Origin of the sequence: Streptomyces platensis (assembly GCF_008704855.1) — a bacterium.
Lineage (GTDB): Bacteria > Actinomycetota > Actinomycetes > Streptomycetales > Streptomycetaceae > Streptomyces > Streptomyces platensis.
Genome location: NZ_CP023691.1, coordinates 7776864 through 7789534 on the forward strand (window position 1 = coordinate 7776864; position 12671 = coordinate 7789534).

The window sequence follows — 12671 nt, forward strand, 5'->3', positions numbered from 1 at the left end:
GGCCCACCCTTCTGATTCAGCTGTGGCAGTTCGTGAAGTCCGGGCTGGTCTGCGCCAGATAGATGCTGGACCGGCCCTGGTCATCGCTGCGCAGCGGGACCGTGACGGTGTCCTGCGCCTTCCACGGGAAGCCGTTCGCGTCGAAGGTCCACTCGCCGGTCACCTTCGTCGCCAGCTCCGACAGCGCCACCCAGCCGTACTGATGCGACGGCACGGTGATCACCAGGCTGTTGCCGAGGTCCGTCCGCAGGCCGTAGGTGACCTGGCCGGAGAGGGTGAGGCTGACGCTGGTCTGCACCGGGCTCGCCATGCCCGTGCCGAGGGTGGAGGTGAAGGACACCCCGAGCTGGCTCGACCAGCCGGTGGAGGTGTTCAGCGAGAACGTCCAGGGCACCGGCGCCTCGGTGCCGTTGTACCAGACGGGAGAGACGCACTGCTTCGGAAGCGGTTCGGCCGGGGCCTGCGAACCCTTCGTCCAGGAGCAGGTCGCGGCGTCCTTCTGGCAGCGCTTCGACGCATAGGTCACCGCGGCCTTCACCACGGCGCCGGTCGCCGAGGAGGGAACCTTCCACTGCTGCGCCTTGCTGCCGTTGCAGCCGTAGGTCTGCGTCCATGCGTCGTTGTACTGGGCGCCCAGCACGACATCGACGCACTTGTTGTCACCGGCGTTACGGATCATAAAAGTGTCGCTGGTACCGCTCACGGGCTGGAAGTACCAGCGCAGACCGGACGCTCCGGAACAGGACTGCTGCTTGAGCGGATAGCCCGCTCCGACGCACTTGCCCGTGACGTCATTGACGAGGGTGAACGATCCGTCGGCCTGAAGGCCGGCGTTCCACTTCTGGTGGTAGCCCGGCGCGGAGTTGGTGACGATGAAGACACCGTCCCCGGTGTTGCCGTTCTGCACATCCAGGTTCCGGCCGTTGTTGACCGACGTGAACGTCAGTCCGTTCAGGCCCGAGCCGTCATCGGCCTGGGCCGTGCCGGTCTGCGTACCCAGGCCGAGGGCGACGGCGAGCACGGCGATGAAGACGGTGAGTGTTCTGCGTAAGCCGCTGTGTCCGGTCGGTCTCATACCAGAACAACCCCCTTATGGATTCGGAGTGTTGGTGGTGTAGTCCACCGTGTTCCGCACGCTATCGCCCCCGCTGCCCCGGCGGCAGTGCTCAGCCGGCAGTGCGCTGTGCGCACTCCGCCGACACCTCGGCCTGCGCAGCCGTACGACTCCCGCGTGCGGCCTCCGGGACCTGCGCCCGCCCCTTCCCCCGCATCCGCGACACCGCGACCCCGCACAGGCAGAGGAGACCACCCAGCAGCGTCAGCCAGCCGGGGATCTCGCCGAGGAACAGCCAGGACAGGAACACGACGAGCACCGGTACCGCGTACGTCGTGGCACCCATCTTCCCGACGGTCGTACGGGAGATCGCATAGGCCCACGTGGTGAACGCAAGGGCCGTCGGGAACACACCCAGGTACACGATCTGCAAGGTCGCCGACAGCGGAGCCCGGCTCACCTGCGACACCAGCTGGCCGGCGAACGGCAGACAGGCCACCGCTCCGGCGAGCGCGCCGAACGTCGTCACCTGCATCGGTGTGGCGTGCTTCAGGGTCGGCTTCTGAAGCACCACACCCACCGCGTACGCCAGCGCCGCGAACAGACACAGCAGCACGCCGAAGAGAGACGACGTGCCACCGCCGGACATGGACAGCCCGACCACCACGGCCCCGGCGAACGAAACCGCCATACCCGCCATCAGCTTCGGCGGGAAGCCCTCCTTCAGCAGCCATCCGCCCAGCAGCGCCATCAGGATCGGCCCGACATTGACGACCAGGGAAGCCGTACCGGCGTCCACATGCCGCTCGCCCCAGTTCAACGCGACCATGTATGCGCCGAACCACAGCACTCCGGAGGCGAGGATGCCCGGCCAGGCCTCGCGGGGCGGGAATCCACCACGCCGGGCCAGCAGGAGGGCGCTCAACACGACGGACGCCACCACCAGCCGGCCCAGCGCGAGCGCACCCGGCCCGAAATCCGCAGCGGAACTACGGATCGCGATGAACGACGACGCCCACAGCACCACCGTGACGCAGGCCGCGGCGAGCGCACGCCCATCCGCCCGGCTCACGGACCCGGCATCGCCATCCACCGCTGTTGCTCCCACCCGTCGACTCACTCCTGCGACCTCCCAAAGCCCGTTGCATACGCCCGGCGCGCACACATGAGCCGCCAGCTTGTAAGAGGCCGCACCGCGCTGACAAGCGAATACTGGTGCTGCCCGGGGCATGCCGACCCGCGCAGCCCCCGGATTTCCCCTAGGAGCCGTCCGGCCGCCCAGGGCAACCCGCATGTGCCGTGACCCGGCCCCGGCCGCAGCGGGCCGGCGCCCCGGCTCAGGACGCGGTGGCTTCCCAGGCCGCCTCGATCATCCGGAAGACCTCGTCCACCGTGGCCCCGGGATCGTCCGCCTGGCAGGCCAGCGCGTAGGCGTCGATGGTGAAACGCGCGGTCGCCCGGCAGGCCGTCGCGCTCCGGGACAGGTGGGGATCGGCGGCCAGGGCCGCTGCCAGCGCCTGCGCGTGACGCAGGTTCATCGACTCCTCGTACTTCCGCAGGGCGGGTGAGCCCTCGATCATGCGCCGGACGGGGGCGCTGCCCTCCGCCGTGCAGTGCCGCACCAGGGCCTGGACCTCGCGGTGCAGCGCCGGGATGAGCGGCTCGTGCGGAGGCCGGTCGGTGACCGCCCGTGTGAGGCGCTGCTCGAAGTCCTGGTCGCGCTCGAACACCAGGGCCTCTTTCGAGGCGAAGTGGGAGAAGACCGTGGTGACGGCCACGTCGGATTCGGCCGCCACGTCACGGATACCCACGGCGTCGTACCCGCGCTCCAGGAAGAGCCGCAGCGCGGTGTCGGCGATCTTCTGACGGGTCGCAGCCTTCTTGCGTTCGCGGCGTCCGGGCGGCTCGGTCATGCCCTGACACTACCAGGTACGAATTCCTAACGGTTGTGAAACCCTAACGGTTAGGGTTACGTTCGGCCGCATGAGGAAAATTTGCTTCGCCGAGTTCGGCGGTCCCGAGGTCCTGCAACTGGTGGAAGCCGAGGAGCCCCACGCGGGCCCCGGTCGGATACGCATCGCCGTACGAGCGGCGGGCGTCAACCCCGTCGACTGGAGGATTCGGGAGGGCCAAGTCCTGGGAGCCCATCCGGTCGAGCTGCCCGCCGGGGTCGGACTTGACGCCGCCGGGGTGGTGGACGAGGTCGGCGAGGGCGTCGAAGGGGTCGAGGTCGGCGACCGCGTGTTCGGCGAAGGCGCCGACACATACGCCGAGTTCGCCGTGCTGTCGGCCTGGGCCCGCATCCCCGTGGGACTGACCTTCGACGAGGCGGCCGGGTACCCGTCGGTGGTGGAGACCGCGCTGCGCATCATCCGCGAGGTCGGCGTGCGGCCCGGGCAGACGCTGCTGGTCAGCGGCGCGTCCGGCGGCGTCGGGTCGGCGGTGCTGCAGATCGCCCGCGAGCGCGGCATCACGGTGATCGGCACGGCCGGGGCCGCGAACCAGGACTACCTGCGTGACCTGGGCGCCCTCGCCACGACCTACGGCGAGGGCTGGGTCGAACGGGTGCGGCACCTGGGCCGGGTCGACGCGGCCCTCGACCTGGCCGGCTCGGGCGTGATCCGCGAACTCGTCGAGCTCACCGGGGACTCGCGCAAGGTCGTCTCCATCGCCGACCTCGGTGCGCCGCAGCTGGGCGTCCGGTTCTCCGGCGTGGCCGGGAGCGTGCCGGACGCGCTCGCCGAGGCCGTCGACCTCATCGCCCGGGGCAGGCTCCACATCCCGGTCGAGAAGTCGTACCCGCTCACCGAGGCAGCGGCGGCGCACGCCGACAGTCGCGCCGGTCACACCCGGGGGCGCCGGGTTCTGGTCATCTGAGCCGCCGCCCGCCCGGCGTCCCCACGCCGAACAGCCGGTCACTAGCGAGTGGTGAAGCGTCGTCGGCGAAGCCGGGGCGGCTACGCCGCGCCCACCAGGGCGACTGCGGCGTCGTCCACCGAGATCCGGCTCGCCGTCGGCGTTCCCGGATGGGCCGGTCGCCGCCCGGTGCGGAGACGCTGGGGGCTGGTCCGGCCGATCATGTAACTCGCTGGGCTCTCCCCTCTCGGGAGGGGGATGGCTGTGGCAGTGATGACCCGTGAGACTGCCGTTTCACATGATCGGCCGGACGGCTCCTAGGCGTCGTCCGATGGGCGCGACTCGCGTCGCATCGCCCACAGTGTCGGCCCGCCGCCCGGCAGCTGGAGCTCCTGCTGCACGGTGAACCCGAAGTGCTCGTAGAACGGAAGATTGGTCCGCTTCGACGACTCCAGGGCTACGGGCATACCCGCCGCGTCGGCCTTGGCCAGCCCCGACCGCAGCAGGGCGGCCCCGTGCCCTTGGCCCTGGGCGGCGGGGTCGGCCCCCAGCACCGCCAGATGCCACTGCGGCTCCTGCGGGGCATGCTCGGCCGCCGCTTCGACGGCCTCCCGGAACAGGGCGGCCCGGTCGCCCAGGATGTCCTGGAGCTCCTCGATGGTCTCCGTGTCGGGCACGGCCTTGGCCATCGCCTCCGGCGGCACCCAGAACGCAGCCGCCGCCCCGGTACGTTCACACACACCGTGCCGGCCGTACTGCCGGGTGAAAAGGGTGCTGAAGTAACGGACGAGCCCCGCCGGACGGGCGGCATCGTCGGGAAAGAACCAGCGCATCATCGGGTCGTCGTCAAAGGCGTCGGCGAGGACCCGGCTGATGAGCGGAGCGTCGTCGATCGCGGCCGTCATCGGGGTGTTTGTGGTGTTGTTCCGGTTGGTTATCGGCATACGGGTCATTCTGCACGCTCGATGATCTTGAGTTGCAGGGGGATCGGTTTGGTGTGGCACGTACAGACCGCCACCCCACTCCACGGCGGCTGTGGTCACCAGGTCATGCGCTCGACCAACTGCTGCGTCGTTCGTGAGGGGTTGGCGGCGTGAACGGCCTCGGTGCGGTGTACCAGCCGTGGCTCTGCCACCGGGACGGCTGTGCCGCCGAGCGTCGTGGCGAGGGGGAGAGGGAGGGCGGCGAGGCCGTGGCCGGTGGTGGCGAGTGCGGCGAGGGCGTGCAGGTCGGTGCCGCGGTGGCGGATCCGGGGACGGAAGCCGTCGGTGCGGCAGATGTCGCGCAGCCGGTCGAGGGGTATGGCGGTGTCCGGGGCGTCGATCCAGTGGGCTTGTGCCAGGTCGGTCAGGCGCACTGTGCGGCGCCGTGCCAGGGGATGGTGGTGCGGGAAGAGCACGGCCAAGGGCTCCTCGGCCGCGACGAGGGTGGTGGCGGGCCCGAGGTCGGGCAGCGGGAGCGGGTCGCTGGGGGCCGCGGCGCCGTCGACGAGGCCGATATCGGCGCGTCCGGTGAGCACCTCCGCGAGCACCGCTTCCCGGCCCAGCGTATGCACCTCCAGATCCAACGAGTGTGCTGCGGCGCGCAGTTGGGACAGGGCCTGCGCGATGGCGGGGGTCAGAGCGGCGGGTGAGCAGGCGAGGGTCAGTCGCGTGGAGCGGGTGTGCCGCAGGCGGGAGATGTCGGTGCGGGCGGCGTCCAGCCGCAGCAGCAGGGCGGGAGCGTGCTCCATCAGCCGGGTTCCGGCCGGGGTGGGGGCGACCGGGCGGCGTTCGACCAGCCGGGTGCCCAGATCGGCTTCGAGGGCGGCGATGTGCTGGGAGACCGCGGATTGCGTATAGCCGAGGGCCGAGGCGGCGACGGAGAACGAGCGGTGGTCGAGGACCGCGACGAAGGTGCGCAGCAGATGTGGATCCATGGGCATCAGGATCGCTAATGGCGCGTGCAGACATCATCGTTGGACCTGATGTGCCCTGGGTTGCAGGATCGTCGCCATGAACCACACCGCACGTATCGCCCTGGTCGGCGACCGCTCCGACGCCGTCCGGTCCCATGCCCGTATCCCCGGCCTGTTGGAGGCGCTGCGGGTGCGGGACGGACTGGACCTGGACGCCTACTGGATCCCCACCGAGGACGCCGACCAGGGCATGGACGGCTTCGACGCGGTCTGGGTGCTGCCCGGCAGTCCCTACCGCAGTGAGCGCGGCGTCCTGGCGGCGATCCGGGCGGCGCGCGAAGGCGGCATTCCCTTTCTGGGTACCTGCGGGGGCTTCCAGCACGCGCTGCTGGAATTCGCCCGCGACGTCTGCGGCGTGACCCGCGCCGGCCATGCCGAGAACGCCCCGGAAACCGCCGACGAGGACGCCGTCATCCGCCCGCTCGCCTGCTCCCTGGTCGGCCACGAAGGCATCGTCGACGTCACGCCCGGCTCCCGGGCCGCCCAACTGCTCGGCGCCGACCGTACGCAGGCCCGCTACCACTGCAACTACGGCCCCAACCCCGACTACCTCGATGTCCTGCGGGCACACGGAATGGCCTTCACCGGCACCGATGAATCCGGCGAGCTGCGCATCGCCGAACTGCCCGCTCACCCCTTCTTCCTGGCCACCCTCTTCCAGCCTGAGCTGGACGGCGACGGCACCCGGGCGCACCCGCTGATCACCGGCCTGGCCTCGGCCGCCGTGGACCACCTCGGCGCTCGATAAGCGCGCCCGGCCACCGACCCAAGTGGAGCCGGCCGCTCCCGGGGCGGACCCGGACACTCCCGGACGAGTTCCGGCCATTGGGCGGCGGAATCGTCCCGACCGGTCATGGGTGCGGTAGGAAAGGGGCCGGTCCGCGGAAACTTCCCATCCAGGGAGGTTGAGGGAGTTCTCGGTACGTCACGGACGTGTGCGTGGCATGCCCGAGGTGGTGCGGGGAGGGTAATCGCTCCGCGCGGCCGTGAGGTGAGGTGGTCGGCCCCCGCCTCTCCCGTGAGCGCACCGAACGAACAGCTCCCCTCCGGCATTGCCGGGTCCTTCCCGTCGTGCACCGGCTGATTCCGGTGCCGACGGGGGCCATTCCCGTGTTCTCGGAAACGGAGACCATGATGCGAAGACCCATCCGTGCCGCGGTGGCGGTGGTCGCGACCGCGTTCCTCGTGCCTCTGCTGACGGCGGGTCCGGCGCCCGCCTTGTCGGGCCGGTCCACCGACGGCGCCCGTAAGCCCGCCGACTGCCGGCCCGCCCTCCAGGTCCTGGCCTCTCTGCCGGGCTCAGGCGGCAGTCAGGTCAAGGGACTTGGGCCGACCGCCCTGGCGGTGGGGGCATCGCGCGGGCTGCCCGTGTACTGGACGGGGACCCGGGTCCATCGCGTACCGCTGCCCGCCGGATTCACCGGTGGTGAGGTCGCGGCCGTCAACGCGAAGGGGCTGATGGTCGGTTCGCTGCACGCCGCGGGCCGTACCGCCGCCTTCAGCTTCCGCGCCGGCGCCCGCGCGGTGACCCTGCTGCCGGAAGGGGCCCATGCGGCGGACGTCAACGACCACGGGCTGATCGTCGGTGACGCGGTCAAGGACGGCTCTCTCGTCGGCCTCGAATGGGAGGGCACGCGGATCCTGCGTCGGCTCGCGCCACCGGCCGGGTACTCGCTGACCTCGGTGACCGCCCTCAACAACGCCGGTCAGATCGCCGGTTCCGGCGAGGCCGTCAAGGACGACGAGTCGTGGTCGGCGGGCGTCGTCTGGCCCGCCAGGAGGGGTGCCGCGGCCGTACCGCTCCAGCGCTTCTGGCCCGCGGGAGTGCCCTACGACTTCTGGTACCCCCGCGACATCGACCGCGCCGGACGCATCGTGGGCACCCACGACTACACCCGTCTGGACACCCGGACTCCCACTCAGTGGCTGCCCCCGTACACGACCGAGAGCGAACCGGGGCTGCTCGGGGAGCGCACCAGCGGCACCTTCGAAGCCATCAGCCCCACCACCAACGTGAGTGTGGGCACCGCCTCGGACAGTCACATGGTCGGGCCCTTCCCGCCGGAGACGGCGCCCCCGGAGCAGGCGCAGATATGGCCGGGCACCGGCCCCCTGCTGGCGCTGCCCCGGCTCTCCCCGGAGGGCGCCTCCCAGGCGTACGCCGTCAGCGACGACCAGCGCGTCGGCGGCTCCGCGGCCGATGCCAGGTCGACCACCCGCGCCGTCATCTGGACCTGTGCGCTTCGGCAGGCATACCGGCCCTGACGCCAGGGTGCCGGTCACGGCCTTCCCGCGCCGTACGTGACACGGGGCGCCCGGCGAGCAAGCCGGCGCCGGGCGCCCCGGCCCCGTTCAGCTGCGGTGCGCTATCGCGTTCTCCGGTCGCGCACGGGGAGGGGCGACATCCCCGGCCTGTCCCGTGAGGGGGCGGGCGACCGGATGGAGTGCCGCGTACTCCAGGGGCGCCGACGGGTCGATCGAGACATCGAGCGGCGCGGGTGCGGCGCCCGCCCGGACCAGGAGATCCCCGATGGCGGCGATCATGGCGCCGTTGTCGGTGCACAGCTTCAGCGGCGGGACGCGCAGAGTGAGGCCGGCCGCCGCGCACCGTTCCTCCGCCAGCGCCCGCACCCGGGAGTTGGCGGCGACCCCGCCGACCACGACGAGGGTGCCGACGCCGTGAGCGGTGCAGGCGGCGACCGCCTTGCGGGTCAGCACATCGGCGATCGCCTCCTGAAGCGCGGCAGCGCCGTCGGCCACCGGCAGGGCCTGCCCTCGATGCCGCTCCGCCCACCGTGCCGCGGCGGTCTTCAGCCCGGAGAACGAGAAGGCGTACGGGTCATCACGCGGCCCGGTGAGCGGCCGTGGGAAAGCGACCGCGCGGGCGTCGCCTCCGCGCGCCGCCCGGTCGATGGCCGGCCCGCCGGGATACGGCAGCCCGAAGACCCGCGCCACCTTGTCGAAGCACTCGCCCGCCGCGTCGTCGAGGGTGTCGCCGAGGTGCACGATCGGATCGCGGGCCAGATCGCGGACGAGCAGCAGCGAGGTGTGGCCGCCGGAGACGATCAGCACCACGCAGGGGTCGGGCAGCGGTCCGTGCGCCAAGGTGTCGGCGGCGACATGCCCCGCCAAGTGGTGCACGCCGTACAGCGGAACGCCCAGCGCATACGCCAGCCCCTTCGCACCGGCCAGCCCGACCTGAAGCGCGCCGGAGAGCCCCGGCCCGGTGGTCACCGCAACTGCCCCGATGTCGGACATCCGCAACCCGGCCTCCGCCAGCGCCCGGTGCACGACCGGAGTGAACACGTGGACATGGGCACGGGCCGCGATCTCCGGCACCACCCCACCGAACCGGGCGTGCTCCGCCATGCTCGACGCCACGGCATGCCCCAGCAGCCGGCCGTCGCGCACCAGCCCCACCCCTGTCTCGTCACAGGACGATTCGATGCCCAACACCACGGGCGTTCCCTGCATGCCGTTCCGTTCCCTTCTCGCGCACCGCGACCCCGGCTATTGCCAAGGTTTCGTTATTGCGAAGGGTATGCAATAAGGCTGCTCCGTGCCCGTGGGCCCTGATGGCGCGCGGGGGTACAGGCCACCCATCTGAGTGGGGTCTGCGCCTCTCAGGGCGAAGTCCTGCGCTGGCTTGGCGGCCAGGCCCACCGGACGTACGGCCCCCGCCCATCCGACAGTTGAGGCTCCACCACAGTGACGAGGCCCGCGCTCCGATCAGCGCACGCGCCCGCTCCACCACGCGCTTTCGTCCGGGCCGCTCCACACTGCCCTTCTGTCTGAGGCCAGGGCCAGGCTCACCTCCACCGCCATGCTCTTCGACGCGTTCGGGGGCAGGGCGAATCCCTGAGTGACCACCTTTGTCATTCCGGGGAGCAGCAGTGTCTTGCCCAGGCCGCGGGAGTGGTCGTCCCCTTCGAAGACGGCTTCGGCCGTGCGCCCGTTGGCGTCCTTGGCCGCGATGCCGAAGAACTCCGCCAGATCCACCACGTTGGTTGAGCCGTTGCGGATCGTGACCTCAACGGCCACGGTGCGGTTGCCCGGTGTGTATCCGCGTTCCCAGTCGTGCTTCATCTGGCGGGGGGTGTAGGGCTTGGGTGCCGAGACCGTCGCCTGGACCCCGTTCTTGAAGCAGTAGGTGGTGTGGAAGCTCGCCGGGCTGCTACCGGTTGCCGCGGAGGTCTTTGATTGCGGCTGGGACGGTCGGCAGGAGACTTGGTGGAGAGGGTCAGCGACGGCCACGGCGCCATTGAGGCACCACACGGTGGCCAGCCCGCCAAGGACCGCGCCGGTCACGCACTTGGCCCGGTGGCCGGCGTAACCCTGCTTCGCCCGCCGGGCCCCGAGAAGCCCCAGGACCAGCGCGGTGGTGACGAACAACCCCGCCACCCAGAACAGGATCCGGGCGGGGCCGGCCGCGCCGACGACGCCGAGGGTCGCGAGGAGGAGAAGGCCCAGGGCGGCGAAGGTGAGGGCGGCGATGCCGAGGCCGTTGCGGGGCGGCCTGGGGCGGGGAGCAGACGGTCCGGGGGAGTCCGAGTCCGGCGCGGCCGGGCCCCCGCGGGAGTCGGCAAGCGGGGAGGCGTCTCCGCAGGGGGCTCCCGCCTGCGGCTTCGGGGAATCTGCCATAGCCACACTCCTTTTTGTGACGTGCGGCCACGCGCCGGCCCGGGACACAACACCGGGCGGCGGCGACCTTTCGTATGCACGGGTTACCGGGGGAGCGGTGCGCGGAGAGCCGGCCCGGATCTCGGAGCCAAGGGGTCCCTGCACCGCCGGAGCAAGGGCGTTCCGGCCTGCTGGAGGGTAAGACGGGGATTTCGGAGAAACGGTTCGTGGAATTCCGGTACGGCCCGTCTCCGCTGGTGGGAGCGACTGCGGCTCGGCGCCGCAGGCCGCGGCTCGATGCCGGGGCGGTGTTCGCCGGCGGCCGTCCTTCCGGAAGCGGGCGTGCAGGAGGCACCCCGGTGTGACGAAGGCGTCTCAGGCCGGTTCCCGGAGTTGCGGAAGGATGCCGTGGGTGACCATCACGCGGACGTGTGAGACGTGCGGCATCGAGCTGCGCTCCACCACCCCACGCGCGCGAGACGGCAAGGACCGGGGCGGGCGGCCCGCCCGCTACTGTTCCGGCGCCTGCCGGCAACGCGCGTTCCGGCAGCGCACCGGTCGGCAAGGCGTTGGCAGTCAGGATGCCGGCCGGCAAGACGCCAGGAAGCCACCGGACGGTACGGCGGACCGGCCGCGCCACGGATTGCCGCAGCCACTCGACGAGTTCATCGGACGGGAGCGTGAACTGGTGCGCCTGCGCACTCTGTTGCGTTCCTCCCGTCTGCTGACCCTGGTCGGTCCCGGCGGGGTCGGCAAGACCCGGCTCGCGCTGGAGCTCGCGAGCCGGATGCGCAACGGCCGCCCGGGACGCGCCCAGCTGGTCGAGCTGGCCTCGCTCCGTGACGGCGAGCTCCTGCCGCAGGCCGTGGCGGTCGCCCTCGGGGTCGGCGAGCGCGGCAGCCGGGCGGGGATCGATTACGGATACCCGGGCGCCGGGCCGGCGTTGACCGCTCGGGAGGCGGCGGTCGCCCGACTGGTCGCCGAGGGCCTGACCAACCGGCAGATCGCCACGCACCTGGGCCTTTCCCCGAGCACCGTGGGCGGCCATCTCGACCGGGTCCGCGACAAGTCGGGGCTTCGTACCCGCACGCAGATCGCCCTGTGGATCACCGGGCGGAACCCTCGGCCCGCTCGGTGACGCCCTGCGCCTGCTGATCGGTGGCGACGGGGCCCGGCGGCCCCGCGGTTTCGTTACGCGCGCAAGTCACCGGTCATCCGATCCGTGTACGGAACGGCGCGGCCCCGGAAACTGTGCGGAACGGGGCGCTCCGGGGCTGCCGGACCCTGCGGCTTCCTTCCCGCCGGGGAGCCCCGCCCACCGAGTTGCAGCCGATGCCCGACTCGACGCCGATTCCACCTGGAGGCGCAATGCGGTACGACGACGAAGCGAAGGCGCCGGACGCCCACGGCGGCGCCCGGCGCCCGGACGCCCTGCACGTCCCGGACACAACGGACGGCAAGCAGGGCACCTCCCGAAGGGCGTTCCTCAGGACCACTTCCGCGGGTGTGACGTCCGCGGCCCTGGCGGCGACGGTCACCGCTGTGGCGACCTCGGCCGCCTCGGCGCAGCAGCCGGTACCGGCCGCCGCGCCGGAGCAGCCGTCACGGATGCGCCCCGCAGGGCTCACGAAGCCCGTCACGCCCGCCTGCTCGGGCCAGGAGACCCCGGCTTCCATCGAAGGCCCGCTCTTCAAGCCCGCCTCCCCCGAGCGCGGTGATGTCGTCACGCCCGGCACCCAGGGGGTGCGGGTCGACCTCGCCGGCGTCGTCTACGACACCGCCTGCACCCCGCTGCCGGGCACCCTCCTCGAATTCTGGCAGTGCGACCAGAACGGTGATTACGACACCTCGGGATTCGCCCTCCGCGGCCACCAGTACACCAACAACCGGGGCGCCTACCTGCTCCGGACCATCATCCCCCGTGACTACTGGGGCCGTTGGGGGCAGCGGGCACCGCATATCCACACCCAGGTCCAGGCTCCCGGGAGTCCCGTCCTGGTCACCCAGCTGTATTTCCCCGACGACACCGAGGCGTACGGCCGGGACTTCGCCGCCCTCAACGCCGCGGACCGGCTGCGCAACCGCGCCTGCACCATCGCACTCACCGCGCGGCCCGGCGGGGGCTACTCCGGCACCTTCGACTTCGTCCTCAAAACCACCGCCTGAGCCCCTGCCGACCACCGC

Annotated in this window: 12 protein-coding genes; 5 read left to right on the forward strand and 7 right to left on the reverse strand. The window is 71.5% G+C overall.

Annotated features, from left to right (window positions below; genetic code table 11):
- Positions 1-16 precede the first annotated feature (16 nt).
- The 3 genes from CP981_RS34315 to CP981_RS34325 form a co-directional block, all read right to left on the reverse strand.
- Entirely contained in the window at positions 17-1075 is a 1059-nt protein-coding gene (locus CP981_RS34315; RefSeq protein WP_085922288.1) for an RICIN domain-containing protein, read from the reverse strand.
- Positions 1076-1166: 91 nt separating this feature from the next.
- Positions 1167-2126 carry a DMT family transporter gene (locus CP981_RS34320; RefSeq protein WP_085922450.1) on the reverse strand — a complete coding sequence of 320 codons (960 nt, stop codon included), beginning with the start codon at positions 2124-2126 and terminating at the stop codon, positions 1167-1169.
- A 265-nt stretch (positions 2127-2391) separates the two neighbouring features.
- On the reverse strand, positions 2392-2967 hold the full coding sequence (locus CP981_RS34325; protein WP_085922287.1) for a TetR/AcrR family transcriptional regulator: 576 nt from the start codon (positions 2965-2967) through the stop codon (positions 2392-2394).
- Between the two features lie 70 nt (positions 2968-3037).
- On the opposite strand from CP981_RS34325, the gene CP981_RS34330 reads away from it, so the two are divergent.
- Positions 3038-3931, forward strand: a complete 894-nt coding sequence (locus CP981_RS34330; RefSeq protein WP_167536180.1) for an NADP-dependent oxidoreductase — start codon at positions 3038-3040, stop codon at positions 3929-3931.
- A gap of 296 nt (positions 3932-4227) precedes the next feature.
- On the opposite strand, the gene CP981_RS34335 is transcribed toward CP981_RS34330, so the two are convergent.
- Together CP981_RS34335 and CP981_RS34340 are read right to left on the reverse strand one after the other, a co-directional pair.
- Positions 4228-4863, reverse strand: a complete 636-nt coding sequence (locus CP981_RS34335) for a GNAT family N-acetyltransferase (RefSeq protein WP_085922286.1) — start codon at positions 4861-4863, stop codon at positions 4228-4230.
- Positions 4864-4949: 86 nt separating this feature from the next.
- Entirely contained in the window at positions 4950-5828 is an 879-nt protein-coding gene (locus CP981_RS34340; protein WP_085922285.1) for a LysR family transcriptional regulator, read from the reverse strand.
- 76 nt (positions 5829-5904) lie between these two features.
- Between CP981_RS34340 and CP981_RS34345 the strand changes: the two genes are divergently transcribed.
- Together CP981_RS34345 and CP981_RS34350 are read left to right on the forward strand one after the other, a co-directional pair.
- Positions 5905-6615: a CTP synthase C-terminal region-related (seleno)protein gene (locus tag CP981_RS34345; RefSeq protein WP_085922284.1), complete on the forward strand. Its 711-nt coding sequence runs from the start codon at positions 5905-5907 to the stop codon at positions 6613-6615.
- 383 nt (positions 6616-6998) lie between these two features.
- Positions 6999-8132: a hypothetical protein gene (locus tag CP981_RS34350; protein WP_143658800.1), complete on the forward strand. Its 1134-nt coding sequence runs from the start codon at positions 6999-7001 to the stop codon at positions 8130-8132.
- 87 nt (positions 8133-8219) lie between these two features.
- Here CP981_RS34350 and tsaD read toward each other — a convergent pair whose 3' ends face one another.
- Both tsaD and CP981_RS34360 read right to left on the reverse strand, forming a co-directional pair.
- On the reverse strand, positions 8220-9341 hold the full coding sequence (gene tsaD, locus CP981_RS34355) for a tRNA (adenosine(37)-N6)-threonylcarbamoyltransferase complex transferase subunit TsaD (protein WP_244329924.1): 1122 nt from the start codon (positions 9339-9341) through the stop codon (positions 8220-8222).
- A gap of 255 nt (positions 9342-9596) precedes the next feature.
- On the reverse strand, positions 9597-10508 hold the full coding sequence (locus CP981_RS34360) for a hypothetical protein (protein WP_085922282.1): 912 nt from the start codon (positions 10506-10508) through the stop codon (positions 9597-9599).
- Positions 10509-11175: 667 nt separating this feature from the next.
- Here CP981_RS34360 and CP981_RS37975 point away from each other — a divergent pair.
- Both CP981_RS37975 and CP981_RS34370 read left to right on the forward strand, forming a co-directional pair.
- Positions 11176-11625, forward strand: a complete 450-nt coding sequence (locus CP981_RS37975; RefSeq protein WP_158092603.1) for a helix-turn-helix transcriptional regulator — start codon at positions 11176-11178, stop codon at positions 11623-11625.
- Positions 11626-11855: 230 nt separating this feature from the next.
- Entirely contained in the window at positions 11856-12653 is a 798-nt protein-coding gene (locus tag CP981_RS34370) for a dioxygenase family protein (RefSeq protein ID WP_085922280.1), read from the forward strand.
- The last annotated feature ends 18 nt before the right edge of the window (positions 12654-12671 follow it).

Bases quoted from the DNA above. Each gene is read 5' to 3' on its own strand.
- CP981_RS34315 (WP_085922288.1), bottom strand. From the start codon at position 1,075: ATGAGACCGACCGGACACAGCGGCTTACGCAGAACACTCACCGTCTTC.
- CP981_RS34325 (WP_085922287.1), bottom strand. From the start codon at position 2,967: ATGACCGAGCCGCCCGGACGCCGCGAACGCAAGAAGGCTGCGACCCGT.
- CP981_RS34330 (WP_167536180.1), top strand. From the start codon at position 3,038: ATGAGGAAAATTTGCTTCGCCGAGTTCGGCGGTCCCGAGGTCCTGCAA.
- CP981_RS34335 (WP_085922286.1), bottom strand. From the start codon at position 4,863: ATGACCCGTATGCCGATAACCAACCGGAACAACACCACAAACACCCCG.
- CP981_RS34340 (WP_085922285.1), bottom strand. From the start codon at position 5,828: ATGGATCCACATCTGCTGCGCACCTTCGTCGCGGTCCTCGACCACCGC.
- CP981_RS34345 (WP_085922284.1), top strand. From the start codon at position 5,905: ATGAACCACACCGCACGTATCGCCCTGGTCGGCGACCGCTCCGACGCC.
- CP981_RS34350 (WP_143658800.1), top strand. From the start codon at position 6,999: ATGATGCGAAGACCCATCCGTGCCGCGGTGGCGGTGGTCGCGACCGCG.
- tsaD (WP_244329924.1), bottom strand. From the start codon at position 9,341: ATGCAGGGAACGCCCGTGGTGTTGGGCATCGAATCGTCCTGTGACGAG.
- CP981_RS34360 (WP_085922282.1), bottom strand. From the start codon at position 10,508: ATGGCAGATTCCCCGAAGCCGCAGGCGGGAGCCCCCTGCGGAGACGCC.
- CP981_RS34370 (WP_085922280.1), top strand. From the start codon at position 11,856: ATGCGGTACGACGACGAAGCGAAGGCGCCGGACGCCCACGGCGGCGCC.